At 72.1% G+C, this 26,316-nt stretch carries 19 protein-coding genes and 2 pseudogenes; 15 read left to right on the top strand and 6 right to left on the bottom strand.

Annotated elements, in window-relative coordinates; translation table 11 throughout:
- The first annotated feature begins 12 nt into the window (after positions 1-12).
- The 3 genes from AB0F56_RS18305 to AB0F56_RS18295 are packed head-to-tail and all read left to right on the top strand — an operon-like array spanning position 13 to position 2,530.
- Positions 13-291 carry a hypothetical protein gene (locus tag AB0F56_RS18305; RefSeq protein WP_362010440.1) on the top strand — a complete coding sequence of 93 codons (279 nt, stop codon included), beginning with the start codon at positions 13-15 and terminating at the stop codon, positions 289-291.
- Positions 285-881, top strand: coding sequence for a sigma-70 family RNA polymerase sigma factor (locus AB0F56_RS18300; protein WP_362010437.1), 597 nt, complete (start codon positions 285-287; stop codon positions 879-881). Before AB0F56_RS18305 ends, AB0F56_RS18300 begins: the two co-directional genes overlap by 7 nt.
- Entirely contained in the window at positions 878-2,530 is a 1,653-nt protein-coding gene (locus AB0F56_RS18295; protein ID WP_362010435.1) for an IclR family transcriptional regulator C-terminal domain-containing protein, read from the top strand. Before AB0F56_RS18300 ends, AB0F56_RS18295 begins: the two co-directional genes overlap by 4 nt.
- 108 nt (positions 2,531-2,638) lie before the next feature.
- Here the strand turns inward: AB0F56_RS18295 and AB0F56_RS18290 are convergent, their stop codons facing one another.
- The 3 genes from AB0F56_RS18290 to AB0F56_RS18280 all read right to left on the bottom strand — a co-directional run bounded on the left by AB0F56_RS18290 (position 2,639) and on the right by AB0F56_RS18280 (position 4,962).
- Positions 2,639-3,148: a DoxX family protein gene (locus AB0F56_RS18290; protein WP_362010432.1), complete on the bottom strand. Its 510-nt coding sequence runs from the start codon at positions 3,146-3,148 to the stop codon at positions 2,639-2,641.
- Between the two features lie 4 nt (positions 3,149-3,152).
- Positions 3,153-3,827, bottom strand: coding sequence for a hydrolase (locus AB0F56_RS18285; RefSeq protein ID WP_362010429.1), 675 nt, complete (start codon positions 3,825-3,827; stop codon positions 3,153-3,155).
- A 163-nt stretch (positions 3,828-3,990) separates the two neighbouring features.
- Complete coding sequence (locus AB0F56_RS18280; protein WP_362010427.1) at positions 3,991-4,962, bottom strand: alpha/beta hydrolase; 972 nt, start codon at positions 4,960-4,962, stop codon at positions 3,991-3,993.
- Positions 4,963-5,149: 187 nt separating this feature from the next.
- Between AB0F56_RS18280 and AB0F56_RS18275 the strand changes: the two are divergent.
- Positions 5,150-5,641: pseudogene (locus tag AB0F56_RS18275) on the top strand (ATP-binding protein); the annotation flags it as partial.
- 1,026 nt (positions 5,642-6,667) lie between these two features.
- On the opposite strand, the pseudogene AB0F56_RS18270 reads toward AB0F56_RS18275, so the two are convergent.
- A pseudogene (locus tag AB0F56_RS18270) lies at positions 6,668-7,273 on the bottom strand (amidohydrolase family protein); the annotation flags it as partial.
- Positions 7,274-8,327: 1,054 nt separating this feature from the next.
- On the opposite strand from AB0F56_RS18270, the gene AB0F56_RS18265 reads away from it, so the two are divergent.
- From AB0F56_RS18265 to AB0F56_RS18255, 3 genes are all read left to right on the top strand, one after another.
- Complete coding sequence (locus AB0F56_RS18265; RefSeq protein WP_362010424.1) at positions 8,328-9,614, top strand: hypothetical protein; 1,287 nt, start codon at positions 8,328-8,330, stop codon at positions 9,612-9,614.
- Positions 9,615-9,704: 90 nt separating this feature from the next.
- Positions 9,705-10,940: an MFS transporter gene (locus AB0F56_RS18260; protein WP_362010422.1), complete on the top strand. Its 1,236-nt coding sequence runs from the start codon at positions 9,705-9,707 to the stop codon at positions 10,938-10,940.
- Positions 10,941-11,013: 73 nt separating this feature from the next.
- Positions 11,014-13,026 (top strand): NACHT domain-containing protein, encoded by a 2,013-nt coding sequence (locus AB0F56_RS18255; protein ID WP_362010420.1) that lies wholly within the window; start codon positions 11,014-11,016, stop codon positions 13,024-13,026.
- Between the two features lie 207 nt (positions 13,027-13,233).
- Here the strand turns inward: AB0F56_RS18255 and AB0F56_RS18250 are convergent, their stop codons facing one another.
- Complete coding sequence (locus AB0F56_RS18250; protein ID WP_362010417.1) at positions 13,234-15,483, bottom strand: MMPL family transporter; 2,250 nt, start codon at positions 15,481-15,483, stop codon at positions 13,234-13,236.
- A 320-nt stretch (positions 15,484-15,803) separates the two neighbouring features.
- On the opposite strand from AB0F56_RS18250, the gene AB0F56_RS18245 reads away from it, so the two are divergent.
- The 6 genes from AB0F56_RS18245 to AB0F56_RS18220 all read left to right on the top strand — a co-directional run bounded on the left by AB0F56_RS18245 (position 15,804) and on the right by AB0F56_RS18220 (position 20,782).
- Entirely contained in the window at positions 15,804-16,334 is a 531-nt protein-coding gene (locus AB0F56_RS18245) for a toxin-antitoxin system HicB family antitoxin (protein WP_362010415.1), read from the top strand.
- 131 nt (positions 16,335-16,465) lie between these two features.
- Positions 16,466-17,356, top strand: coding sequence for a DUF4097 family beta strand repeat-containing protein (locus tag AB0F56_RS18240; RefSeq protein WP_362010412.1), 891 nt, complete (start codon positions 16,466-16,468; stop codon positions 17,354-17,356).
- Positions 17,357-17,405: 49 nt separating this feature from the next.
- Positions 17,406-18,446: an ATP-binding cassette domain-containing protein gene (locus tag AB0F56_RS18235; RefSeq protein ID WP_362010409.1), complete on the top strand. Its 1,041-nt coding sequence runs from the start codon at positions 17,406-17,408 to the stop codon at positions 18,444-18,446.
- A complete protein-coding gene (locus AB0F56_RS18230; protein WP_362010406.1) occupies positions 18,446-19,237 on the top strand; it encodes an ABC transporter permease in 792 nt (263 codons plus the stop codon). Before AB0F56_RS18235 ends, AB0F56_RS18230 begins: the two co-directional genes overlap by 1 nt.
- Positions 19,238-19,317: 80 nt before the next feature.
- Positions 19,318-20,544 (top strand): cytochrome P450, encoded by a 1,227-nt coding sequence (locus AB0F56_RS18225; RefSeq protein ID WP_362010403.1) that lies wholly within the window; start codon positions 19,318-19,320, stop codon positions 20,542-20,544.
- Positions 20,545-20,548: 4 nt separating this feature from the next.
- The gene (locus AB0F56_RS18220; protein WP_362010401.1) at positions 20,549-20,782 is read left to right on the top strand and encodes a ferredoxin; all 234 of its coding nucleotides are present in this window, start codon (positions 20,549-20,551) and stop codon (positions 20,780-20,782) included.
- Between the two features lie 99 nt (positions 20,783-20,881).
- Here AB0F56_RS18220 and AB0F56_RS18215 read toward each other — a convergent pair whose 3' ends face one another.
- The gene (locus AB0F56_RS18215; protein ID WP_362010398.1) at positions 20,882-21,865 is read right to left on the bottom strand and encodes a hypothetical protein; all 984 of its coding nucleotides are present in this window, start codon (positions 21,863-21,865) and stop codon (positions 20,882-20,884) included.
- Between the two features lie 597 nt (positions 21,866-22,462).
- On the opposite strand from AB0F56_RS18215, the gene AB0F56_RS18210 reads away from it, so the two are divergent.
- Both AB0F56_RS18210 and xdhB read left to right on the top strand, forming a co-directional pair.
- A complete protein-coding gene (locus AB0F56_RS18210; protein WP_362010395.1) occupies positions 22,463-23,950 on the top strand; it encodes an FAD binding domain-containing protein in 1,488 nt (495 codons plus the stop codon).
- A complete protein-coding gene (gene xdhB, locus AB0F56_RS18205; protein WP_362010392.1) occupies positions 23,947-26,316 on the top strand; it encodes a xanthine dehydrogenase molybdopterin binding subunit in 2,370 nt (789 codons plus the stop codon). Before AB0F56_RS18210 ends, xdhB begins: the two co-directional genes overlap by 4 nt.

Genomic DNA, 26,316 nt, shown 5'->3' with positions numbered 1-26,316 from the left:
AGAACGACTCAGATGACGCCGCCCTTCGAGTGGACCGGGCTCGCCCCGGCTTTGACGAGCGTGGTGATCCCCGGACTCGCCGCCGCCGTGCACCTGTACGTGGACCGGCGGCGGTCCCGGGGAGGCGCCGAGCGGCCCGCCGACGACCAGCGGGACGCACCGGGCTCCTCGGCGCGCCCAGCCGGGCAGACCGGGGCGGTCACGCACGTCACCGTCGAGGTCGTGCTGATGCCGGACACGGCCGACCGGCATGCCTCGGCGTCCTCGGCGAAGGAGCGCGCCCCGTGGTAGACGGTGAGACGAGGCAGGCACCGCGCGCGGTGGACGGCGGGGTCGGACAGCGGCTGTACGACCACTACACCGTGTTCATGAGCCGGGAACCGCTCTTCCTGCGGAGGCGGAGCGACGAGAAGCTCTCCCTCCAGGCCTGCCAGGACGTGGCGCAGGAGGCGTTCCTGCGGGTGGCGCGCAAGGCCGCGAAAGGCGAGCTCGACGAGAAGGTGAACGTCCCGGCGTATCTGCGGGCCGCCGCCTGGAACCTGGCCAAGGACCGGCTCCGCAGCGAGGGCAGGCTGGAGCTCGCGGGCGACGCCCTGACGGTCGCTTTGCCCGAACAGCGGCAGGCGGTGGGCGAGTTCGACCCCTTGCGGGATCTCGTCCTGCCCGCCATCGACGCCATGCCGCAGAGCCGGCGGCGCCAGGTCGTACGGCTCCAGAGCCAGGGGCTCAGCGACGTGCAGATCGCGGCCTCGCTAGGCATGCGCACGGACCGACTCCACAAGGAGCGGCACAAGGCGGTGACCGAACTGCGGGACGCGCTCGGCGCGTTCATCCGCGACGAGCACCGAAGGACGACACGATGCTTGAAGAAGGACAGGTGACGGTTGTGAGCCGCTTCAACGAGGTCAGCGGCGGCCGCCCCGCGCCGGACGTCCCGGCCGGGCTCGTGGAACTGATGAGCCGGCTCGCCGGGCCCCCGGACTTCTGGGACCGGCCCGACGGGGAGTTCGGCCCACTCGCCGAGACGTACGAGACGGGCCGCGAGGAGCGCCAACGGGCCAACTCGCTGTACCGGCTCGGGTCGAAGGCCCTCGGCCGGGACGAGCTGACGAGCGCGGCGCAGTGGCTGGGCGAGGCGGCGGCCGTCGGCCACCCGGGCGCCCTGTTCCGGCTCGCCGTGGTCGCGCTGCGGGCCGGTGGCGAATGGGCCGACGACGCGAGCTATCTCGTCGCCGAGGCGGCCAGGCACGGACACGGGGACGCGGCACGGCTGATCACCGCGCTCGGGAACCGACGCCCGGCCCACGGCACGGCGACGCCCCTGGACGAGGACACCGAGTTCTTCGAGGAGGTCCGCACCGGGCTCGGCGTGCCCGAGCATCTGCTCGCCACCCCGTCGCACGCCGAGCCCGAGCCTCCCCTCCCTGGGACGGCCGACGGGGAAGCGGGCGCGCAGCCCCGGCTCTTCCTCGTACCGGCTCCGCACGTGCCGAGCGAGTACCGGCACCCGCCCGCGGAGGCGTCCGGGGCGGAGAGCGGGCGGCCGCGGCTGACCGCGCTGACGGGCGGACAGGAATCCGGGCCGGCGCTCGCCCTGCCCGAACTCCCCGCCGAGAGCTCGCCCCTGTTCACGCCGCTCCCCGCGGCCGGACCGGGCCGGCGCCCCGAGGAGCCGTGGTGGTCGGCGAACGCCCTGCGGCCCGCCGTCCTCAACGACATGGCCAGGCGGCACCACTCCCCCGCCGTGATCCCCGCCCGCTGGCAGGCCACCCAGCGGGCCAGGGACCTGCTCCACCTCATCGTGGGCGAGGGCGGCACCGACACCCGCACCCTCGCGCAGCGCGGAGGCATGTCCCTGAACGCGACCGCGCTGCTCCTGGAGTGGCTCCGCGCCCAGGGCCTGGTCGTCACCGTCGCGGGCGTCCACCACCCCGGACCGGTCATGGAGCTGGTCACCGCACCCGACCCCGACCGGCTGCTGCTCAAGCAGACCCTGGCCGGGCTGCGCGACGAACTCGACGCCGCCGTCTACCTCAGCAGCTACACGGACGGCGAGATCCGCATCCACGAGGCTGCGCACAGCGCCACCGCCCCACCGGTCGACGAGTGGGCCCCGTTCACCGACACCGGCCACGCCAGCGCCGTCGGCAAGAGCCTCCTGGCCCAGCTCGACTTCGACTCCCGCATGGACCACCTCACCCGCTACCCCTCCATCCCGCTCACCGACCGCACGATCACCAACCCGCGCGCCCTGATCGAGACCCTCGACGGACACGGCCCGCACGCTGCCCAGTTCGACCTGCTCGAATACTCCCGGACGGAGGTGTGCGTCGCGTACTCCCTGGGGCTGCCCGGCCGGGCCACGAGCGTCGCCCTCTCCCTCCCCGCCCACCGGCACCCCCGCCTCCTCACCGCCGCCCACTCCCTGAGCCACCGCGCCACCGGCCTCCTCCTCGCCCAACTCCTCAACGACGACACCCCTCCGACGGCCGCCACCACCACCCCGGAGCCACGCCGTGCCCTGCCCTGAGACGCGACCGCTCCGGGCACGGGGGCGGAGCCCATGCCCGGAGCGTCGGGGTGGCGGGGTACGGCGGGGGTACGGGTGCGGGGTGGCCCGGCGCGTCGGCGGCGCCGGTCAGGAGGGCGCGCCCGCCGCCCGTGCGGTGCGCCGGTGCAGGGCCGTGCGGGTGGCCAGGCCGCCGCCGACACCGAGGGCGAGGGCGCAGCCGAGCCAGCAGCCGGGCCAGGGCAGGAGGCCCAGGGCCTGGTCGGCGGACCAGGCGCCCGGTCCGGTGGACGCCAGGACCGCCGCGACAACGATCAGGAACAGCGGGTACTCGTAACCGTCGTTCTGCACCCAAAGACCGTGCGGCCACTTGACCGTCAACGCGACCGTCATCACGCCGATCGCGCCTGCGGCGGCCAGCGGTGTGAGCGCTCCGGCCGCCAGGAGCACTCCCGAGCCGATCTGGGTGGTGCCGGCCGCGAGCGCCGTCAGGACGCCACCGCGGAACCCGTCGTGCCGGAACTCCTCGGTGCCGCCCGCCAGTCCCTTGCCCCCGAGCTGGAAGCTCACCTTCTGCACCCCGTGACCGGCCAGGAGCAGGCCGGTCACGACGCGCAGGATCAGCAGACCGAGTTCCACCGGGTCAGCCGGCCGCGTGGGCGCCGATGAAGTGCTTCGCGTAGACGACACCGAGGCCGTAGGCGCCGGCATGCGCCTTGACGATCTCCATGACGCCGTCGTAGGTCTCGGTACGCGCCCAGTCCCGCTGGAGCTCGAGCAGGACCTGGACCCAGGTGACGGGCACGGCGCCGGCCCGGATCATGCGCTCCAGGGCGTGCTCGTGGGCCTGCGGGGTGACGCCGCCGGACGCGTCGGCGACGACGTACACCTCGTACCCCTGGCTCAGCGCGGACAGGACCGGCAGGACGAGACAGACCTCGGTCCACAGGCCGGATATGACGATCTTCCGACGGCCGGTGGCGCGGACGGCCTCGACGAGGTTCTCGTCCTCCCAGGCGTTCATCGAGGTCCGGTCGACGAGCTTGTGGTCGGGGAAGACGTCGACGAGCTGCGGCAGTGCCGGGCCCGAGAAGGACTCAGCGGCGACGGTAGTGATCACGGCCGGTACGTCGAAGAGCTTCGCGGCCTTGGCGAGCCCCACCGTGTTGTTGATGATGGCGCTGCGGTCCCCGCTGCCGGTGCCGAAGAACATCTGGGGCTGGTGGTCGACGAAGAGCATCATCGCGTTGTCGGGCGTGAGCAGGTCCGGGCTGGGCACGGCGCCGACACGGTCGAGGTCGAAGTCGATTTCGGGCATGGCTGACTCCCTTGGGTGGTCCGCATGAAAGGTGAAAGGTGTGAAAGGTGCGAATGGTGAGAGGCGTGAACGGTCCGGATCCGCCGGGGGCCGGATCCGGACCTAGCGGGCTGACGCGACGGCTGAAGCGGCGGTCGACGCGGCGGCTGCGGCCGACGGTGGGTCAGACGCTGTAGAGGGCCTTGCGGAGCGCGGCCACGGCCAGCGTGATCGCGGCCTCGGCGCCCTGGGTGCCGCGCAGCGCGTTGAGCATGACGAAGTCGTGGATGACGCCCTGGACGCGGACGGCGGTGACCGGGACCCCGGCCTCGCGGAGCTTGGCCGCGTACGCCTCGCCCTCGTCGCGCAGCACATCGGCCTCGGCGGTGATGACGACCGCCGGCGGCAGCCCGGTGAGCTGCTCGGTGGTGGCCCGGAGCGGGGACGCGGTGATCTGCGCGCGGTCCGCCTCGTCCGTCGTGTACTGGTCCCAGAACCACTTCATGCCGTCGCGGCGGAGGAAGTAGCCCTCGGCGAACTGCCGGTACGACTCGGTGTCGAAGGCCGCGTCCGTCACCGGGTAGAACAGCACCTGGGCGGCCAGGGACACATCACCGCGGTCCTTCGCCATCAGCGTCAGCGCGGCCGACATGTTGCCGCCGACCGAGTCGCCCGCCACCGCGATCCGGGTCGCGTCGAGGCCGTGGCCCCCGCCCTGGCTCACGATCCACTGGGCCACCAGGTAGTTCTGCTCGATCGCCACCGGGTAACGGACGTCGGGCGACAGGTCGTACTCGGGGAAGACGACGGCCGCGCGGGCTCCGACGGCCAGCTCGCGCACCAGGCGGTCGTGGGTGTGCGCGCTGCCGAAGACCCAGCCGGCGCCGTGGATGTAGAGGACGACGGGCAGCGGGCCCTCCTGCCCGACCGGGCGGACGATCCGCGCCCTGACCCGGCCCGTCGGACCGCCCTCGACCGTCACCCACTCCTCGTCGACCTCCGGCTTCGCGACGGCGCCGCTCTGCACCTCGTCGACCGCCTTGCGGCCCTCGCTCACCGGGATCTCGTACAGGTACGGCGGCTTCGCCGTCGCCTCGGCGAACTCCGCCGCGGCCTTCTCCAGCACGGGCCGGTTCCTGTTCTGCTCGTCGGACATGCGCGAACTGCCTTTCCTCGTACGGGCCCCTGGCTGGGGGACGGCCTCACGCTAGGAGCCGGCGAAGCCGCGGAGTGTGCCGTCCGTGCACACGCCATGACCACCAGGGCACAGATGGGATCCTCGCGCGGTTCCTCGTGAACCCCGCCCTCGGACACGCGGGCGATAATCTGACGTTCGCGTCGATGTGTGGGGAATCCCCCTGTGCGCAGGGGGACATGAGGGGGCCGTGTTGTCGTTGTCCGGTGGAAGGCGCCTGGTGGGCCGGGAACGCGAGACGGCCCTGCTCGGGCGCGCTCTGGACGAGGTCCACAGCGGCGACGGCGGTTCGGTGGTCCTGCTGCGCGGGGAGGCGGGGATCGGAAAGACCGCCCTGCTGGAGTGGACGGAAGCGCGGGCGCGCGAGCACGGGTTCGCCGTCCTGCGGGCGGTGGGCGCCGAGGCCGAGGCCGAACTGGCCTTCGGGGCGCTCCACCAGGTGCTGTGGCCACTGCTCGAACGGTCGGAGGCGCTCGCGCCCGCTCAACGCGAGGCTCTGGAGTGCGCGCTCGGGCTGCGCGAGGGAATGCCGCCCGGCGGCTTCATGGTCGGCGCCGCCGCCCTCGCCCTGCTCGCCGAGGCGTCCCGTGCACGGCCTCTGCTGCTGCTCGTCGACGATCTGCACTGGGTGGACGCGTCCAGCGCCGCCGTCTTCGCGTTCCTGCACCGCAGGGTCGGCGAACTCCCGCTGGTGATCGTCAGCGCGGCCCGGCCCGACGCCGCGGCCGTCGAGGGCTGGCCGGCTCCCCCGCTGGACGTGGCGGCGCTCGCGCACGCGGAGGCCGACGCGCTGCTGCGGCGGTCGCACCCGCGGCTCGCGGCCGTGACGGCCGACCGGGTCCTGGCGGAGGCCGGGGGCAACCCGCTGGCCCTCGTCGAGCTGCCGCTGCAACTGCACCAGGACCACGTCCGGGGCATCGTCCCGCTGCCGGACCGGCTGCCGCTCGGTCAGCGTCTGGAGCGGATGTTCGCCGACCGGCTCGCGTCGCTCTCCGACGAAGCCGCCCGGGTGCTGCTGCTGAGCGCGCTCGGCGGCGGCGCGGCGACGCGGAACATCGGCACATGGCTGCGCGCGGTCGCGGGTGAGGACTCCGACGAGGTGCTCGAACGCATCGCGGCCAGCGGCCTGGCCCGCCTTGACAGCAGGGGCGGACTCGCGTTCCGCCACCCCCTGGTCCGCAGCGCCGTCGTCTCCATGGCCTCGGGGCGGCAGCAGCGCGGGGCGCACCGAGCGCTGGCGGACGGGCTGCCGGCGGACGATCCGCGCCGGCTCGTCCACGAGGCCTCCGCCACGCTCCTCCCCGACGAGGAGCTCGCCGGCCGGCTGGACGAGGCGGGCCGGCGGATCGCGCGGCGCGGTGGCGACGCGGAGGGGGCGCTGCTCCTGGACCGCGCCGCCGCCCTCAGCACCGACCCGGACGCGCGCGCCCGGCGGCTCACCTGGGCGGCGGTGACGGCGGCCAGAAGCGGACGGCTGCGGTACACCGCGCGCCTCGTCGAGGAGCTGAAGCGCGGACCGGTGCCGCCGGACATCGCCCCGCTGTTCGCGTACGCGGCCGTGTACGTCGACCCAGAGCCACCGGACCGACTTCGCCTCGTCCTTCACGCTGCTGCCCGAGGCGCTCGACGCGCTGGCCGCGCAGGACCGGGAGGAGTTCGGCGGCCTCGAGGTGCGCTGTTCGTCGGGGTCGAGCGTCGGGGCCTTGGCGAGCGTCGAGTAGAGGATGAGTGCGCCCGGCGCCGCGAGGAGGACGCCGGTGGGGCTGCCGTCGCGGCCTCGGACGATCTGCCCGCCGGGCGGGTCGGGGGTCTCGGCGGTGAAGCCGGCGGCCCGGACGGCGGCGCGGTTGATCAGGGCCGACTGGTAGAGGTGCAGGACGAAGACCGGGGTGTCGGGGGCCGCCGCGTTCAGTTCGGAGACGGTCGGCATCCGCCGCTCGGCGAACTGGTCGGCCGTCCACCCGCCGACCACCCGGATCCACTGGCCCTTGGGGGTGCGTCCGGCCTGTTCCTTCAGCATGGCGAGCGCCTGGCGCAGTGAGGGAACGCCGTCCCAGCGCAGTTCGAGGACGTAGTTCAACCCGCCGCGGATGACGTGCAGATGGGAGTCGTTGAGTCCGGGGATCACGCGCCGCCCGAGTGCGTCGACGACCTTCGTGTCCGGTCCGACGAGCCCGGCGACCGCCCGGTCGCCGCCGAGCGCGACGACCTCGCCGCCCCGGATCGCGACGGCCGACACCGCTGGGCGCCGGGGGTCGCCCGCGACCGGCATGCTGGTCACGCGGCTCACCTCCGATGGGTCCTGGGGCCGCGACGAGCCCTCGCACTGGGGAACGGGCTCACCGTAGGAGCGGCCCGAGCCGCCGTGTGTCCCCTCCGCGCACAGGAGTTGCCCACGCGAGCACAGCCCGTCCGTGCTCCCCTACTCCTTCTCCTACTTTTGCTCCCCCAAGGGCTCCTGGCCCGTTCCTTCGCAGCTCGGGCAGGTGGCGCCGAGGCCGCACCAGGGGCAGGCTCGGCCGTTGTAGAAGCCCAGGCCCTCGCACGCGTAGCACGTGCCCCAGCCGTCGCACTCGCCACAGAGCCGGCGGCCGGGCCACAGAGTCTCCGGCGAGGCCGCGCGCGGGGGACGCTGCCAGCGGGAGTAGAGCCAGATGTCGGGGCCCGGCCCGAGATCCGCAGAGTCGAGCCCTCCGCGCCGACGCTCGCCTCGAAGCGGTCCTTCGTCGCCTTGAGGAAGGGACGGTCGCCGTGGGCCTCGCCGATCGAGACGGTCCAGCCCGCCGCGACGAGCACCTCACGAGCCACGTCGACGGTGGTCTCGTACGGCGTGTCGGGCAGGTGGAGGGAGATCCAGTACCGCTTCCCCATGGCACCGCGCGTGGTGCGCCGGTCGTCGGTCCGGGTCTGCACGCGCGGTTCGACGCCGGGGGCGACGGCCGACGCGACGGCGCCCAGCTCGCGGCGCAGAAACTCCACCGCCGAGGCGAACTCCTCCGCCCCGCCCACGATTTCGTCGCTCATGCGTCGCCCCCTCCGTCCCCTCACGGTCGGCCTACCCTCGGCCCGCGCGGACCACGCACACGCGCGCGCGTGTACACCCCACCGGACATGCCGAGCAGGCGGTGGCGAAGTAACGTGGAGAGAGGCGGGAGTCCCGCAGTTCATGCCCAGGAACACAGGCTGCTCGGGACGCGCCGGCGTACTTCGACCGGTGCAGGCACCTCGACTGGCGGCGCCCGAGCCGGAAACTGTGCAGTCGGGGGGCGGAGCAGCTTCCGGCATTGGTGCATTCTCAACCAGGCAGCACAGGAGAGGTACGGATCATGTCCGTCTCCGCCCCCTTCCCCGTCGCGTTCAACGGACCTGTGGACCGGTTCGTCGTCACGATGGGCAACCGCATCATCGTCACCACGCAGAACGGTGGCGTATTCGGCCACGACATCAACGGCAACACCGTCGGACCCGCCTTCAAATTCGGCGGATCCAACGTCGCCTTCAACGGCCCCATCGACCGATTCGTCGTCACCATGGGCAACCGCATCATCGTCACCACCCAGGACGGTGGCGTATTCGGCCACGACATCAACGGCAACACCGTCGGACCCGCCTTCAAATTCGGCGGATCCAACGTCGCCTTCAACGGCCCCATCGACCGATTCGTCGTCACCATGGGCAACCGCATCATCGTCATCACGAAGGACGGCGGTGTGTTCGGGCACGACATCAACGGGAACACGGTCGGACCGCCCTTCGCCTTCGGCGGATCCAAGGTCGCGTTCAACGGAGCCTTCGACCGCTTCGTCGTCACCGTGGGCAACCGCATCATGGTCATCACCCAGGACGGTGGCGTCTTCGGGCACGACATCAACGGCACCACCGTCGGACCGCCCTTCGCCTTCGGCGGATCCAAGGTCGCGTTCAACGGAGCCTTCGACCGCTTCGTCGTGACCACGGGCAACCGCATCATCGTCACCACGCAGGACGGTGGCGCATGGGCGCATGACATCAACGGCACCACCGTGGGGCCGCCCTTCCCGATGAACTTCGTCCTCGCGCACTTCACCTTCGCGGGCGACATCTCCGCCGGGAACCGGCAGCGGACGCTCGACCGCCACAGGTTCGCGCTGACGCGCATCGCGGCGTGCGGAAACCTGTCGGCGGACGAGCGGACGAAGCTCCACGGAGCCTACGACCGCGCGATCCACCACACGACCCTCACCACGGCCGGCGTGAACGCGAGCGCGACGGTCGGTGGCTCGAGCCTCAACGTCAACTTCGGGGTGCTGTTCCCGCAGGGCGATGAGGAGATCTCCCAGACCCTCATCCACGAGATGATGCACTGCGCGGGTTTCACCCACCCCAAGCGGCGTGACGCTCCCGCGGGGAGCAGCTGTGCCTCGCCCAACCCCGCCGTGTTCGACTGCCCCGGCGACAACGGCGTGTACTTCGGCACGCCGCCCCTGCGTGCGGAGTTCTGCATCGCGGGTGACCAGAGTGATGTGCGCGCCCGGCTCAGGGACAAGGCGGCCACGGAGAGCTGCGTGATCGACGACGACGGAGTGGCCACCCTGCACACGGAGGCCTCGCGTCAGCCGCTCGGGGCGTCGTAGCGTCCGCCTTCGCGGGGGATCATCCGGTTATCCGTCTGGTTGTCCGGACGGATAACCGGCCGGACAACCGGCCGATTAGACTCTCCGCCCATGACGACCGCCCCACCGCACGAGCAAGCCGGTGCGAGGCGGTCGCTGGGGCCGCGGTTCGGGCGATTGTGGGCGGCGTACGCGGTCAGTACGTACGGAACCTGGCTCGGGTTCGGCGCGTTTCCCCTGATCGCGGTCCTCGTGCTGGACTCCGGTCCGGCCCAGGTGGCGGCGCTGGCCGCCACGGGGCGGGCGGTGGGGGCGCTGGTGGCGGTGCCGCTGGGCCCGTGGGTGGAGTTCCGGCGGAAGCGGCCTGTCATGGTCGCCATGGACCTCACCCGGTTCGCGGCGCTGACGAGCGTCCCCGTCACGTTCGCGCTCGGGTGGCTCGGCTTCACCCAGCTCCTCGTCGTCTCGATCGTCGTCGCCGCGGCCGACATCGCCTTCAGGGCGGCCTCCGGCGCGTATCTGAAGGCGCTCGTGCCACCGGACGGCCTGCTCGTCGCGAACGGCCGGTTCGAGTCCACGATGTGGAGCGCGACCATGGTCGGGCCACCGCTCGGAGGCGCCGCGATCGGCGTGTTCGGCCCGGTGACGACCGTGCTGGCCGACGCGGTCAGCTATCTGCTCTCCGCCCTCGGCATCCGCTCGATCGGCGGCACGGAACCGGAGCCCCCGAAGGCGGCCGGACCGCGCCTGCGAGCGCGCGATCTGTTCGAGGGATGGCGTCACATCCTCGCCCACCCCACGCTGCGTCCGCTCTTCCTCAACACGATCGTGGTCAACGGCCTGATCATGGCCCCCGAGCCGCTGCTCGCCCTGCTCCTGCTGCGCGAACTCGGCTTCCCGCCGTGGCAGTACGGTCTCGTCTTCGCGGCCCCCTGCCTCGGCGGCCTCGTCGGCGCCCGCCTCGCCCGCCGTCTCGTGGCCCGGTACGGGCAGCGCACGGTGCTCCTCACGGCCGGGACGCTGCGCGCGATCTGGCCCCTGGGGCTGGCGTTCGTCCAGCCGGGCGTCCCCGGGATGGTGCTCGTCATCACCCTCCAGTTCGGCCTGGTGACCTGCTGCGGCCTGTTCAACCCGGTTCTCGCCACCTACCGGCTCCAGCACGCCGACCCCGCACGGCTTGCCCGCACCCTGGCCGCCTGGTCGGTCAGCACGAGCGCCGCCATCGCCGCCCTGACCGCCGCGTGGGGTCTCCTCGCCGCCGTCACCGGCCCCCGCGTCGCGATCGCGGCGGCCGGCGTCCTCCTCCTGGCGACGCCTCTGCTGCTCCCCCGGTCCTCGACGCGCTGATCCGCCCCGGACAGGTCACCCGTACGTGTTCGGGAGAGGCGTGGCGGGCAGCGCGCGGGTCCACAATGCGAGCGTGCAGAGTTGGTTGCAGCCCGGGACCGGCCCCTTCCTCGGGCGGGGCGACGAGGTCGCCGAACTCGTCTCCGTACTGGCGGATCACCGGCTGGTGACCCTGGTCGGGGTCGGCGGGGTCGGCAAGTCCCGCTTGGCGGCGCGGGTGGCGGAGGAAGCGTCCGCCGGCATGTTCGAGACCGTGTACTGGGCTCCGTTGTGGCCCTTGAGCGACCTGGCCCTGTTCGATGCCGTGGTCGCCGACGCGTGCGGGCTCGCCGACCATTCGCCGCGGGATCCGCTCGACGCGCTCTGCGCGTGGATCGGGGCGCGCCGCGTGCTGCTGGTCCTGGATTCGTGCGAGCACGTGGTCGCCGCCTGCGCCACGCTGGTGGCCGAGCTGCTCGCGCGCTGCCCGGGTGTGGCCGTGCTCGCCACGAGCCGGCAGCGGTTGGGGCGTCCCGAGGAGCGGGTGCATCCGGTGGACCCGCTCGATCCGGACACCGACGGGCTGGCCCTGTTCACGGCCGGGGCGGCCGCCGTCGGGGTGCGGTGGGCGGGTCCGGAGGACGTGGTCGTGGCCGTCGAGATCTGCCGGCGCCTCGAGGGCATCCCGCTCGCTCTGCGCCTGGCCGCCGCCCAGTTGCCGCAGCGGCCGGTACGGGTCATGGCGCGGGTGCTCCGCGAGCGGCTGGCGCTCGCGGCCCCCAAGGACGCGGGCGTACGGCCGGAACGGCACCGGACCCTGCGGACGACCATCGGGTGGAGCCACGAACTCTGCGAGCCGGTGGAGCGGTTGCTGTGGGCCCGGCTGTCCGTGTTCCGTGCCGAACCGACCCTGGAGGCGGTCGAGCGGGTGTGTGCGGGCGGTCCGCTGACGGCGAAGGCGCTGACGGAGGCGCTCGCCGGTCTCGAGCAGAAGTGCCTGGTGTCCGTGGTCGAAGGCCGGGTGCGGATGCTCGACACCGTCCGCGAGTACGGGGCGATGTGGCTGGCGCAGCTCGGCGAGGACGACTCCGTGGCCGATCGGCACGCGCGGTACTTCGGCGAGCTGGTGGCCCGGGCGGAGGAGAACTGGTGGGGGCCGGGCCAGGGGGCGGCGTACGCGGCGGTGGCGACGTCGCACGCGGACCTGTGCGCGGCGATGGAGCGGCTGCTCCTGGTGGAACCGGAGGGCGCGGTGCGCATGGTGGGCCGTGTGGGGTTCTTCTGGGCCTGCGGCGGCCGCCTGCACGAGGCGGGGCACTACCTGAACGAGTTCCTCCAACTGGTCCCGGCGTCGCCCGGGGCGCGGGCGAAGGCGCTGTGGGCGCTCGGCGTGGTGCGCTCCCTGCAGGGGGACTACGAAGGGGCGGCGCGGCTCGGCCGGGAGGCGCGGGCCGCCGCGCGGGCCGCGGGCTCCGGTGCGCTGGTCGCGGACGCCGGCTATCTGCTGGGTCTGGTGATGCTGCTACGGGGACGGCCGCTCGCCGCCCTGCACATCGCGGACCGGGAGTTGGCCGCGCGTCCGGGCGACGAGGCGGCGACCGCGCGGTGTCGTCTGGTGCGGGTGTTCGGGCTGACGGGGTCGGGGCACCTGGGCGAGGCGAGGGCGGAGGCGGAGGCGTTGCGGGCCCGGTCGGTGGCGATCGGCGAGCATTGGACGCGCTCGTACACCGAGTATCAGCTCGCGGTGATCGCCCTGTACGAGGACCGCGCCGACGCCGCCGCGGAGCACGCGCGGGCGATGATCCAGGAGAAACGGACGATCGGGGACGCCTTCGGGATCGCCCTCGGCCTCGACATCATGGCCGCGGCCCTGGCGGCGCGCGGCGACGGCGAGATCTCCGCGCAGGCCTTCGGGGCGGGCCAGTCGCTGTGGGAGACCGTGGGACATCCCCAGCGCGGGATCCCTGAACTGGCCTCGCTCCGTGCCCGGTCCCAGCGTTCGGCCCGGCAGGCGGCGGGCGACGACGCGTACGACAAGGCGTACACGTGGGGCAGGTTCACGGACCCGGGGGAGACGGTGGAGACGCTCCTGAGCCTGGGCCGCTGACAGCGCGCCCGTGTCGGGGGGGGCGCAACGCCCCCCCGGCACGGGCACGGTGTCATTGTCGTCGACGCCGAACATCTCCTCGACGGTGATCTTCAGGTCGGGGAAGGCCTCCCCCATGGCCTGGCTCCCCAGGCGCGGCGGAGCCACGCCCTCAGGCCCAGCGGCAGCGTGCCGCTGGGCCTGAGGTGTGGTGATGGCCGTCAGTCTCTAGTCGACCAGTTCGCGCTCCCGGCGGGGAGTCGCCACCCGCCCGGACGGGGCCATGCGGGAGAGCTTCTCGCCCTCGACGTCGAGGTTGGGAAGGAGCTTGTCGAGCCAGCGCGGCAGCCACCAGGCGCTCTTGCCGAGCAGGGCGAACAGGGCGGGCACGATCGTCATGCGGACGATGACGGCGTCGAAGAGGACCGCGGCGGCGAGGCCGAAGCCGATCATCTTGATGAAGTCGTTGTCCTCCACGATGAAGCCGGAGAAGACGCTGATCATGATCGCGGCGGCCGCGGCCACCACCCGGCCGCCGTAGCGGAAGCCGGTGACGACCGCCTCGGAGGGCCGCGCCCCGTGGACGTACGCCTCCCGCATGCGGGTCACGAGGAACACCTCGTAGTCCATGGCGAGACCGAAGACCACACCGATCATGAAGATCGGCATCGTGCTCATGATCGGGCTCGGCTGGTCGACGCCGAAGACATCGGCGAGCCAGCCCCACTGGAAGACCGCCACCACCGCGCCGAGCGCGGCCGTCACGGAGAGGAGGAAGCCGAGGGCGGCCTTGAGCGGGACGAGGATCGACCGGAAGACGACCATGAGCAGCAGGAACGCCAGGCCGACGACCAGGGCGAGGTAGGGCAGCAGCGCGTCGTTCAGGGTCTGCGAGAAGTCGATGAACATCGCGGTCTGACCGGTGACGAGCACCTCCGCGCCGGTGTCGGCCTGGAAGCCGTCGGCGAGGCCGCGGATCGATCGGACGAGGTCCTCGGTCGCGGCGTCGGTGGGACCGGTGGTCGGGACGACGTTGAGGATCGCGGTGTCGCCGGCCTCGTTGGGCGTGGCCGGGGTGACGACGGCGACGCCGTCCTGCGCGGCGAGACGCTCGCCGACGGTCTTGGCGGCGGCGGGCGCGTCCGGGCCCTCCACGGTGATCATCAGCGGCCCGTTGAACCCGGCGCCGAAGGACTCCGAGAGCATGTCGTAGGCCTTGCGCTGGGTGGTGTCGGGCGCCATGGTGCCCTCGCCGGGCAGCCCGAGCTCCAGGCTGGCGGCGGGTACGGCGACCGCGCCGAGGCCGACGACGGCCAGGAGCAGGACGGCGATGGGGTGGCGCAGGACGTAACTGGCCCAGCGGGAGCCGAGGTTGGGCTTGCGGCGGGCGTCCTTCTCGGCACGCTTCGCGGCCCTGCGCTGCCGGCGGGGGCTGAGCGGCTTGCCGGAGAACCGCGCCCGGTCGCGGCGGGCGAGGACCTTGACGGGTGCGAAGCCGAGCAGGGCCGGTACGAGGGTGAGGGCGACGAGCACGGCGATGGCGACGGTGCCGGCGGCGGCCATGCCCATCTTGGTGAGCATCGGGATGTTCACGACGGCCAGGCCGGCGAGGGCCACGATCACGGTGAGTCCGGCGAAGACGACCGCGGAGCCCGCGGTGCCGACCGCCCGCCCCGCCGCGTCGGCGCGGTCGCGGCCCTCGGTGAGCTCGGCGCGGTAGCGGGAGACGATGAACAGGGCGTAGTCGATGCCGACGGCGAGGCCGAGCATCATCGCCAGGGTCGAGGTGGTGCTGGACAGACCGAGGGTGGAGCCGAGGGCGGTGATCGCGGAGATGCCGACGCCGACACCGATGAGGGCCGTGAGGAGCGGCATTCCGGCGGCGATCACGGAACCGAAGGTGAGGACGAGGACGACCGCGGAGACGAGGATGCCGATCTTCTCGCCGGTGCCGCTCATCGCGGCCTCGATCTTCACGGCGTCGCCTCCGGCCTCGGCGGTCAGGCCGTCGGCGCGGGCCTTGGCCAGTGCGTCGTCGAGCGCGTCGTGCGCCTTGTCGCCGACCTCGGTGGCGGAGACCTTGTAGGTGGCGATGGCGTAGGCGGTGGTGCCGTCCTTGCTCACCGCCTGTGTCGCGAAGGGGTCGCTCACGGAGGCGACCTGCGGGGACGCCTTCAACTGCGTGACCAGCGCGGCGACCTTGTCCTTCTGCGCGGGGGCGGAGATCTTCTCGCCCTGCGGCGCGCGGACCACGATGCGCGCACTGGCGCCGTCGGCGCTCGCGGCCGGGAACTTCTCCTCGAGGAGGTCGAAGGCCTTCTGCGACTCCGTACCCGGCATGGAGAAGGTGTCGGCGGGCGGCATCGGCGCGGAGGAGGCGGCGACGCCCGCACCGCAGAAGATCACCACCCACAGCAGGAGCATCAGCCATCGACGCCGGAAGGCGAGACGGCCGAGTTTGTAGAGGAAGGTAGCCACGGCTGGGACTCCTGTCGGTGGGCCGGAAGAGGAAGAGCGGTACGAAAGCGGTGCGAAGCGGTACGAAATAGGCCGAGCGGGATGCGGTGACGCGAGGGGCGCCCTGGGAGATGACACCAACTGGGCGCCCCGATGGCGCCACGTTCGCCGCTGGAGTGGTGCCACCATGACATCACCGCGCCGCCACCGCAAGCCACCTTCCCGCCGCAGCACCACCGCGCCAGGCCCTGAAAGCCAAGAAACAGCAGGTCAGCGGTTGATGCGCCACAAAGAATCCACCATGGCTCGCCCTAGCGCCATGAGTGTGCCATCATGGCGTCATGGACCTCACCCCCTACGTCGACAACCTCCGGCACGAACTCGCCATCGCGGCGGACGCCGGCGGTGAAGAAGCCCGGGCCCTGGCCGAGCGGCTCACCGCACCCCTGGAGTCCGCCACCCGGCTGACCCTGCTCAACGCGCTGTCCGCGGCCATGGGTGAGGTCACCCGCGAGCTGGCACCCGGCTCGGTCGACGTGCGGCTGCGCGGACTCGACCCCGAGTTCGTCGTGACGCCGCCGCCGGCACCCGAGCCGTTCCAGGAGACACAGGCACCGGCCACGGCCCCCGCCGCGTCCGCGCCGCTCCAGGCACCCTCGGATGCCGACGACGGCACCATGGCGCGGATCAACTTCCGCCTCCCGGCCCACCTCAAGGCGCGTGCCGAGAGCGCCGCGACGGCGGAGGGCCTGTCGGTGAACGCCTGGCTGGTACGGGCGGTCTCCACCGCCCTCGACGGCCGGGAACGCGCGAATCCGCCGGGCCGCGGCAAGGACTCGGGCAGCCGGGGCTTCACCGGCTGGGTCCGCTAACACCCAGGGCACCGGGGTCCGGCCCACCGGACCCCGGCCGACTTCACCGGCGGGCCACCCACCCGCCGACGTCACTCATCACCCGCCCCACCAGCGGGAACACCCAACCGAACCAAGAGGACGGAACAGTCATGCCTACGTACGAGACCCCCGAGCCGATCTCCGCCGTCCTCGAACTCGAGGCCGGCACCGCCCGCATCACCGCGGGCAAGCGCAGCGACACGGTCGTCGAGGTGCTGCCGCGCGACGGCTCCGAGGACAACGACGTCCGCGCCGTGCAGCAGACCCAGGTGACCTTCTCGGGCGGCCGTCTGACGGTGAAGACGCCCAAGAAGCGGTCCCCGTGGGGCAAGCCCGGCGCCGTCGAGGTGAGCATCGAACTGCCCGCCGGGTCGGACGTCCGCGGCTCCACGGGCATGGGCGGCTTCCACTGCGAGGGCCGCCTCGGCCAGACGGTGCTCAAGACCGGCCTCGGCGACCTCCAGCTCGACGAGGTGGCGGGCGCCAACCTGAGGACCGACACCGGCCACATCCGCCTGACCCGCTCCACCGGGAACATCGAGGTCGTCGGCGCGGGCCGGATCGAGATCGACACGGTCGCCGGCGCGGCGATCGTCAAGAACGCCAACGGCTCGACGTCCATCGGCGAGGTCACCGGCGACCTGAAGACCAACGCGGCCAACGGCGACATCACCGTCCGCGTCGTGCACGGCAACGCCGGCGCCAAGTCCGCCAACGGCCGGATCGACGTCGGCGTCGCCCACGCCGACGTCGAGGCCTCCTGCGCCAACGGCGGCATCCGGGTCGGCGACGTCACGCGCGGCCGGATCGACCTGCGCACCGCGGTCGGCGACCTCGAAGTGGGCATCCACGAGGGCACCGCCGCCTGGCTCGACGTGACCTCGAAGTACGGCACGGTACGCAATTCGCTCGGCTCCGCCGCCGGACCGGAGTCCTCCGACGAGACCGTCGAGGTGCACGCCAGGGCCGGGGCCGGCGACGTCATCATCACCCGCGCCTGAGGCCCGTACCCCCGTACCGCTCTCCCCGAATCCCTTGAAAGGAAGCGGCATGACGACCACTCAGACATCCGTGCCGATCGCCGCACACACGGCGGAAGCGGCGATCACCGCCGTCGGTCTGCGCAAGTCCTACGGCGACAAGGTCGTGCTCGACGGCATCGACCTGAACATCGCAGAAGGCACCGTCTTCGCCCTGCTCGGGCCGAACGGCGCCGGCAAGACCACCACCGTGGAGATCCTCTCCACGCTCATCGACGCCGACGCGGGCGAGGCCTGGGTCGCGGGCCGCCATCTGACCCGGGCCGCCGACGCGGTGCGCTCCGCGATCGGCGTCACCGGCCAGTTCTCGGCCGTCGACAACCTGCTGACCGCCGAGGAGAACCTGCTCCTCATGGCGGACCTGCACCATCTCGACCGCCGCGAAGGCAAGTTCCGGGCCAAGGACCTTCTGCGCCGCTTCGATCTGTCGGACGTGGCGGGCAAGACCGCCATCACCTTCTCGGGTGGTATGCGCCGCAAGCTGGACCTGGCGATGACCCTGGTCGGCGACCCGCGGATCATCTTCCTCGACGAGCCCACCACCGGACTCGACCCGCGCAGCCGGCGCACCATGTGGGAGATCATCCGCGGTCTGGTCGCCGACGAGGGCGTGACCATCTTCCTCACCACTCAGTACCTCGAAGAGGCCGACCAACTCGCCGACCGTATAGCGGTGTTGGACCACGGCAGGCTGATCGCCGAGGGTACGGCCGACGAGCTGAAGCAGCGCATCCCCGGCGGTCACATCAAGGTGCGGTTCGCCAACATCCTGAGCCTCGACACCGCGGCGGGCATCTTCGGCGTCGCCACCCGCGACGACGAGTCCCTGACCCTCCAGATCCCCAGCGACGGCTCCATCCCGAACCTGCGGGCCGTCCTCGACACCCTGGAGGCCACCGCCGTCGAGGCCGAGTCGCTGACCGTGCACACACCGGACCTCGACGACGTCTTCCTGACGCTCACCGGCCAGCCCCGACCGGCCTACGCCGCCGCTTCGGCCGCAGCTTCCACCGGCGCTTCGACCGTCGCTTCGACCAAGGAGAACGTCTGATGGCCACCGTGTCCTTCGCCGCCAGGGACGCCAGGACGATGCTGCGGCGGAACCTCAAGAAGGCCATGCGCTACCCGTCCCTGACGCTCATGGTCGCCGTCATGCCGATCATGATGCTGCTGCTCTTCAACTACGCCTTCGGTTCCGCCCTGGGCGCCGGCATCAGCGGACTGCCCACCGGCAGCGGCGAGTACATCAACTACCTCGCGCCCGGCATCATCCTGATGGCCGCCACGTCCGGCGCGCTGACCACGGCGATCAGCGTGTGCGTCGACAAGACCGAGGGCATCGTCAACCGCTTCCGTACGATGCCGATCTCGCACGCCTCCTTCCTGACCGGCCATGTCGTGGGCAGCGTGATCCAGACGATGACCAGCATCGTGCTCGTCATCGGCGTCGCGCTCCTGCTGGGCTTCCGCCCGAACGCGACGCCCGTCGAGTGGGTCTCCGCCGCCGGCCTGCTGACCCTGCTCACGCTCGCGCTCACCTGGCTCTCCGCCGGCATCGGCCTGGTCGCCAAGACCGTGGAGAGCGCGAGCAACATCCCGATGCCGCTGACGTTCCTGCCGTTCATCGGCAGCGCCATCGTGCCGACCGAATCGATGCCGACCGGCCTGCGCTGGTTCGCCGAGTACCAGCCCTTCACCCCGATCATCGAGACCCTGCGCGGCCTGTGGCTGGGCACCGAGATCGGCTCCAGCGCGGCCGTCGGCCTCGCCTGGACGCTGGGGCTCTCCCTGGTCGGCTACGTGTGGGCCCGCCGCTCCTTCAGGACCGGCGGAAAGCGCTGACCGAGGCTCGCCCCTCCTCAGCCCACTTCCCTGACCACTCCGCACCATCCCGAGCACGTCCGACGACCGTAGGAGGACCCATGTCCAACGACCCGACACATACCAGCCCGAACACTGACGAACTGCCCACGCTCCCCACCGACCGGCGCACCGGCTGCCCCTTCGACCCGCCGGCCGAACTCACCGCGTTAAGCGACCGGCCGATCCGCCGCATGAAGTACGCGGACGGGCACATCGGCTGGCTCGTCACCGGCCACACCGCGGCCCGCGCGATCCTGGCCGACCCTCGCTTCAGCTCGCGGTACGAGCTCATGCACATGCCGATGCCCATGGAGGGCGCGCCGGAGCAGCTGCCCCCGGCGCAGGTCGGCGACATCGTGGGCCTGGACGCCCCGGAGCACACCCGCTACCGGCGCCTGCTCACCGGCAAGTTCACCGTCCGCAGGATGCGCCAACTCACCGAGCGCGTCGAGCAGTTCACCACCGAGCGGCTCGACGCGATGGAGGAGGCGGGACCCGGGGTCGACCTCGTCGAGGCGTTCGCGCACCCCGTGCCCGCGCTCGTGATCTGCGAGCTGCTGGGCGTACCGTACGCCGACCGGGAGCTCTTCCAGGGCCACGTGGCGACGATCTTCGACCAGACCGCGGGCCCCGAGGCCATGGGAGAGGCGTACCTGGCGCTGCTCCAGTACCTGAACGAACTGGTCCTCGCCAAGCGCGCCGAGCCCACCGACGACCTGCTCAGCGATCTGACCACCTCCGACCTCACGGACGAGGAGCTGGCCGGAATCGGCGGGCTGCTCCTCGCCGCCGGGCTCGACACCACCGCGAACATGCTGGGCCTCGGCACCTTCGCCCTGCTGAGCAACCCGGACCAGCTCGCCGCGCTGCGCGCCGACCCGGGCCTCGCCGAGCAGGCCGTGGAGGAACTGCTGCGCTACCTCAGCGTGGCCGACCCGCTGCCGCGCTCGGCCCTGGAGGACGTCGAGGTGGAGGGCCACCTCATCAAGGCGGGCGAGACGGTGACCATCTCCGTCCAGGGCACCAACCGCGACCCGCACAAGTTCCCCGAGCCCGACCGGCTCGACATCCGCCGCAAGGCCACCGGCCACATCGCCTTCGGGCACGGTGCCCATCAGTGCCTGGGGCAGCAGCTGGCCCGCGTCGAGATGACCGTCGCGTTCCCGGCGCTCTTCGCCCGCTTCCCGACCCTGCGGCTCGCGGTGCCGGCGGAGGAGGTTCAACTGCGCGACCGCTCCAACATCTACGGTGTCATCAGCCTGCCCGTCACCTGGGACAAGGAGTAGCCGCATGACCGACACCCGAGAGCCGCTGCACCTCAGAGTCGACCGCGACCGCTGCGCAGGCGCCGGGATGTGCGCCCTGACGGCCCCCGAGGTCTTCGACCAGGACGACGACGAGGGCCTGGTGGTACTCCTCCGCCCCGTCCCGGCCCCCGAACAGCGCTCCGCCGCCCGCATGGCCGTGGGCCTCTGCCCCGCCGAGGCCATCACCCTCACCACCCCGGCCCCGAAGGACGCGTAGCCACGCGCTCCCTCCCCCGGACCGAGAACCCGCACCGCACAGCGGTGGGGGCTCTCGTGTTGTACGGGCGCCAGAAGAGTCCCGCGCGCATGTGGTCCATCAGGTCGTCAGCCTCCGGCGCAGCCAAGGGCTGCGGGCGGCCGGCAGCCGGGCCAGGGTCCGCTCGAACACCCGCACGTCGTGCCGGAACAGGCTGTGCGCGCGCGGCAAAGGCGGTTCGTCGCGGAGGACGCCGTGGGGCATGCCGCCCGACGCGGGGTTGGGCAGGTGCGGCTCAGGGAGGACGAGCCACCGCCAGACACCGAACGACAGCGGCACCAGGTGAGCCGAGGCACCGGCGCGGTCGGCCGGAGCGGCCAGGTCGGCCGGGGTCCAGGCCTCCCCCGTCTGCGGATGGACGGGCACCAGCAGGATGTCGGCGTCCGCATCAGGAGTGGCCGGTCCAGGCCCGGCGAGAACGGCGCGCAGGTGCGGTGGGCCCACGGGGAGCAGCGCGTCGAGGGCACGCTGGAACACCTCGTTGGTCGGCCCGTCGGGAACCTGCACGGGCCGGCCCTCCGATGCGACCAGCAGGTGGGCCAACGCCCGCCCGGCGGCCGCCTCCCAACGCGGGCTCCAGGACCACCAGTACTGCAACCCGGCCGGCAGTCCCCACGAGGTGATCGGCTCGAACGGAGGCGTGCCCTCCCAGTCCGCCATCAGCTCCGCCCAGGAGAGCGGTACGGCCTCTTCGGCACCGTCGACGGGGAGGCGGCGCACGGCGTCCGGGGCGAGCCAGACCGCCTGCCAGAGCGAACAGTCGTCGATCCGGCTCGCCACGGGCAGCCCGCAGGCCTCGCAGGCCATGTTGGGACCGTCGGCCCCGTCGAGGCCGCAGCAGTAGCCGCCCGCCCGCTCCGGGATCCACACGGTTCCGCGCACATCACCGGGGGCGATCACGATCGCGCCGGGCGCGCCGTAGGAGAGGGCGAAGACCGGCGCGTAGAACCCTCGGGCGAGCGCCTCGTCCGGATCGACGTCCTCCCATCGCCGCCACGGCGGCCCCCAGGGCTCCGGGTCGACGGCGAACGTTCCGGGGTCCATGAGGACGGGGAGTTGAAGCCCGTTCCCGAATTTCTGATGAGCATGAGCCGGCAGGGCGACTTGGGACAGCGGGGCGGTCAGCTCGGCGCCGCACCCCACACACACGAAAACGAACAAACGTCCTCCGTCTGGGAAGCAGAGGCATCATCACCACTCAACGGCGACGGGGGCCAATCATTTTCTCGCTACCGATCGACGTCGGCCACGACCGCTGCTCCTTGACCTCAGTGGCATCAGCAACTACGTTGCGCTCAGCGTCGGACCCAACGACCGAGAGGAGGCGACCGGCGGATGAACACCAGCTCTGACCTGGCTCGCCTCGCCCACATCACCGTCTGGGTCACGGGTCGCATCGCGCACGGCTGCTGACACGCCGGCCGCCGAAGCCGTTCCCATGCGCCCTTCCGCGGCGCGTTCCGGGCTTCTCTTCACCGCCCCCTGCTCTTCGCACGCCGCCGGCGCGCGCCCCTGCCGCGCGCCGCTTCGCGCGCCCGTTCCTGCCACGCGGCGCCGCTGAACACAGAAAGCTGCCTGAAATTGGCGAATCTGGCGAATACTGTTGAATCGACCGATCATGCCCCGGAACGAGGGTCTGACATGGAAACGGCGCGGATCACCGTCAACGGGAACGAGGCACCGATCTCCCCGGCCGCACCCCACACCACCGTGCTGGATTTCCTGCGCGAGCGTGGCCTCACCGGCACGAAGGAGGGCTGCGCCGAGGGTGAGTGCGGGGCCTGTTCGGTCCTGGTGGCCCACCCCGGGGTGAACAAGCCCACCGACTGGGTGGCCGTCAACGCCTGCCTGGTCCCGGTCGCGGCGCTCGACGGTCAGGAGATCGTCACCTCCGAGGGTCTCGCCACCCCCGGCGCGCCCGGCACGCCGCCCACCCTGCATCCGGTGCAGGAGGAGATGGCGGTCCGCGGCGGCTCCCAATGCGGTTACTGCACACCGGGGTTCATCTGCAGCATGGCGGCCGAGTACTACCGCCCCGACCGCTGCGCGCACGCAGCGTCGGCGGCCGACTCGGGTGCCGTATCTGCCGACCACACCGACCCCGAGCACGGCCCGAACGGCTTCGATCTCCACGCGCTCAGCGGAAACCTGTGCCGCTGCACCGGCTACCGCCCGATCCGCGACGCCGCGTTCGCCGTCGGTCAGCCGACCGACGAGGACCCGCTGGCGCGGCGGCGCGAGCAGTCCCCGCCCGCGCCGGCCGTCACCGAGTACACCCAGGGCGGCCGCGCCTTCCACCGGAAGGAATCCCTGGCCGAGACACTGCGGTTGCTGCACGAGCGGCCCGACGCGGTGGTGGTCGCGGGCTCCACCGACTGGGGCGTGGAGGTGAACATCCGCTCCCGCAGAGCGGATTGTGTCGTCGCCGTCGACCGGCTGCCCGAACTGCGGGAGCTGCTCGTCGAGTCCGACCACATCGAGATCGGCGCAGCGCTCACACTCACCGAGATCGAACGACGCCTCGACGGCAGCGTGCCCCTTCTCGCCGAGCTGTTCCCTCAGTTCGCGTCCCGGCTGATCCGCAACGGTGCGACCCTCGGCGGCAACCTGGGTACGGGCTCCCCCATCGGCGACAGCCCACCCGTCCTGCTCGCGCTGGAGGCGGCGGTGGTGCTCGCCGGCGTCGACGGTGAGCGCGAGGTCCCGCTGGCGGAGTACTTCACCGGCTACCGGCAGAGCGTGCGCCGTCCCGGCGAGCTGATCCGCGCGGTGCGCGTCCCGCTGCCGCTGTCGCCGGTGGTGGCCTTCCACAAGATCGCCAAGCGGCGTTTCGACGACATCTCCAGCGTCGCCGTCGCCTTCGCGCTCGACATCGAGGACGGGACCGTCCGCAAGGCGCGGATCGGCCTCGGCGGCGTGGCCGCCACCCCGATCCGTGCCCTCGCCGCCGAGGAGGCCCTGGAGGGCGAGGCGTGGACGGCGGAGACCGTCGAGGCCGCGGCGCAGCTGCTGCGCGCGGCGGGGACGCCGATGAACGACCATCGCGCCAGTGCCGGATATCGCTCCGCGATGCTCGGCCAGAGCCTGCTGAAACTGTACGCGCAGACCACCGAGGCGGTGTCGTCATGAGCCAGTTGTCCGCTCGACCCGAGAAGCCGGTCGTCGGTGTCTCGATGCCGCACGAGAGTGCCGCTCTGCATGTCACCGGCACCGCGCTCTACACCGACGACCTGGTGCACCGCACCAAGGAGGTGCTGCACGCCCACCCGGTCCAGGTCATGAAGGCCCACGGCAGGATCACCGCGCTCCGCACCGAGCCCGCGCTCGCCGTGCCCGGTGTGGTCCGTGTGCTGACCGGCGCCGACGTGCCCGGCGTCAACGACGCCGGGATGAAGCACGACGAGCCGCTCTTCCCCGACGAGGTCATGTTCCACGGCCACGCGGTCGCCTGGGTGCTCGGCGAGACCCTGGAGGCGGCCCGGCTCGGCGCGGCGGCCGTCGAGGTGGAGCTCGACGAGAAGCCCTCCGTGATCACGCTGGAGGAGGCCATCGCGGCGGAGAGCTTCCACGGCGCCCGGCCCACGATGGTGACCGGTGACGTCGACGCCGGCTTCGCCGAGTCGGCCCACGTCTTCACCGGCACGTTCCAGTTCTCCGACCAGGAGCACTTCTACCTGGAGACGCACGCGGCGCTGGCCTACGTCGACGAGGCCGAGCAGATGTTCGTCCAGAGCAGCACCCAGCACCCCTCGGAGACCCAGGAGATCGTCGCGCACGTCCTCGGTCTGCACAGCCACGAGGTCACCGTGCAGTGCCTGCGGATGGGCGGCGGCTTCGGCGGCAAGGAGATGCAGCCGCACGGCTTCGCGGCCGTCGCCGCGCTCGGCGCCAAGCTGACGGGCCGGCCGGTCCGGGTCCGGCTCAACCGGACGCAGGACCTGACCATGTCGGGCAAGCGGCACGGGTTCCGCGCCGAGTGGAAGATCGGCTTCGACGCCGACGGCCGCATCCTGGCCCTGGAGGCCACCCTGACCGCGGACGGGGGCTGGAGCCTGGACCTGTCGGAGCCCGTGGTCGCCCGGGCGCTCTGCCACATCGACAACACGTACTGGATCCCCAACGCGCGCGTGACCGGTCGCATCGCCAAGACCAACAAGGTCTCCAACACGGCCTTCCGCGGCTTCGGCGGGCCGCAGGGCATGCTGGTGATGGAGGACATCATGGGCCGCTGCGCACCGCTGCTCGGCCTGGACCCGATGGAGCTGCGGAAGCGGAACTTCTACCGGCCGGGGCTCGGCCAGTCGACGCCGTACGGACAACTGGTCACCCAGCCGGAGCGGATCACCGCCGTCTGGCAGCAGGTCGAGGAGAACGGGGGCATCGCCGACCGCAAGCGCGAGATCGCCGCCTTCAACGCCGCCCACCCGCACACCAAGCGGGCGCTGGCGATCACCGGTATCAAGTTCGGCATCTCCTTCAACCTCACCGCCTTCAACCAGGGCGGCGCGCTGGTGCTGATCTACAAAGACGGCTCGGTCCTGATCAACCACGGCGGCACCGAGATGGGCCAGGGCCTGCACACCAAGATGCTGCAGGTGGCCGCGACCACGCTGGGGATCCCGCTGCACAAGGTGCGGCTGGCCCCGACCCGTACCGACAAGGTGCCCAACACCTCCGCCACCGCCGCCAGCGCGGGTACGGATCTCAACGGCGCGGCGGTGAAGAACGCCTGCGAGCAGTTGCGCGAGCGGCTGCTGCGGGTGGCCGCCACCCAGCTGGGCGCGAACGCCTCGGACGTCCGGATCGTCGAGGGCGTCGCGCGCACTTTGGGCAGCGACACGGAGCTGGCCTGGGACGAGCTGGTGCGCACCGCGTACTTCCAGCGGGTCCAGTTGTCGGCGGCCGGTTTCTACCGGACCGAGGGGCTGCACTGGGACGCGAAGGCGTTCAAGGGCTCGCCGTTCAAGTACTTCTCGTACGGCGCCGCGGCGGCCGAGGTCGAGGTGGACGGCTTCACCGGCGCGTACCGCATCCGGCGCGTGGACATCGTGCACGACGTCGGCGACAGCCTCTCCCCGATGATCGACATCGGTCAGGTCGAGGGCGGTTTCGTGCAGGGCGCGGGCTGGCTGACGCTTGAGGACCTGCGCTGGGACGCCGGTGACGGGCCGAACCGGGGTCGGCTGCTGACCCAGGCGGCGAGCACGTACAAGCTGCCGAGCTTCTCGGAGATGCCCGAGGAGTTCCACGTGACGCTGCTCCAGAACGCGACCGAGGAGGGTGCGGTCTACGGTTCCAAGGCGGTGGGTGAGCCCCCGCTGATGCTGGCGTTCTCGGTACGCGAGGCGCTGCGGCAGGCCGCCGCCGCGTTCGGGCCGAGCGGGGTCGCTGTCGAACTGGCCTCGCCCGCGACGCCGGAGGCGGTGTACTGGGCGATCGAGGCGGCTCGCGCGGGCGTCGCACCGAGGCGCGCCGAAGTGCTGAGCGGTGCCTGA

It is taken from the genome of Streptomyces sp. NPDC026092 (assembly GCF_040638605.1).
Taxonomy (GTDB): Bacteria; Actinomycetota; Actinomycetes; order Streptomycetales; family Streptomycetaceae; genus Streptomyces.
This window is presented reverse-complemented; position numbering and strand designations above follow the sequence as displayed.

Excerpts from the sequence above, each read along its gene's own strand:
- AB0F56_RS18215 (WP_362010398.1), bottom strand. The coding sequence starts at position 21,865 with ATGGACCCCGGAACGTTCGCCGTCGACCCGGAGCCCTGGGGGCCGCCG.
- AB0F56_RS18280 (WP_362010427.1), bottom strand. The coding sequence starts at position 4,962 with ATGTCCGACGAGCAGAACAGGAACCGGCCCGTGCTGGAGAAGGCCGCG.
- AB0F56_RS18225 (WP_362010403.1), top strand. The coding sequence starts at position 19,318 with ATGTCCAACGACCCGACACATACCAGCCCGAACACTGACGAACTGCCC.
- AB0F56_RS18305 (WP_362010440.1), top strand. The coding sequence starts at position 13 with ATGACGCCGCCCTTCGAGTGGACCGGGCTCGCCCCGGCTTTGACGAGC.
- AB0F56_RS18265 (WP_362010424.1), top strand. The coding sequence starts at position 8,328 with ATGTCCGTCTCCGCCCCCTTCCCCGTCGCGTTCAACGGACCTGTGGAC.
- AB0F56_RS18230 (WP_362010406.1), top strand. The coding sequence starts at position 18,446 with ATGGCCACCGTGTCCTTCGCCGCCAGGGACGCCAGGACGATGCTGCGG.
- AB0F56_RS18260 (WP_362010422.1), top strand. The coding sequence starts at position 9,705 with ATGACGACCGCCCCACCGCACGAGCAAGCCGGTGCGAGGCGGTCGCTG.
- AB0F56_RS18285 (WP_362010429.1), bottom strand. The coding sequence starts at position 3,827 with ATGCCCGAAATCGACTTCGACCTCGACCGTGTCGGCGCCGTGCCCAGC.
- AB0F56_RS18210 (WP_362010395.1), top strand. The coding sequence starts at position 22,463 with ATGGAAACGGCGCGGATCACCGTCAACGGGAACGAGGCACCGATCTCC.
- AB0F56_RS18240 (WP_362010412.1), top strand. The coding sequence starts at position 16,466 with ATGCCTACGTACGAGACCCCCGAGCCGATCTCCGCCGTCCTCGAACTC.
- AB0F56_RS18235 (WP_362010409.1), top strand. The coding sequence starts at position 17,406 with ATGACGACCACTCAGACATCCGTGCCGATCGCCGCACACACGGCGGAA.
- AB0F56_RS18245 (WP_362010415.1), top strand. The coding sequence starts at position 15,804 with ATGGACCTCACCCCCTACGTCGACAACCTCCGGCACGAACTCGCCATC.
- AB0F56_RS18220 (WP_362010401.1), top strand. The coding sequence starts at position 20,549 with ATGACCGACACCCGAGAGCCGCTGCACCTCAGAGTCGACCGCGACCGC.
- xdhB (WP_362010392.1), top strand. The coding sequence starts at position 23,947 with ATGAGCCAGTTGTCCGCTCGACCCGAGAAGCCGGTCGTCGGTGTCTCG.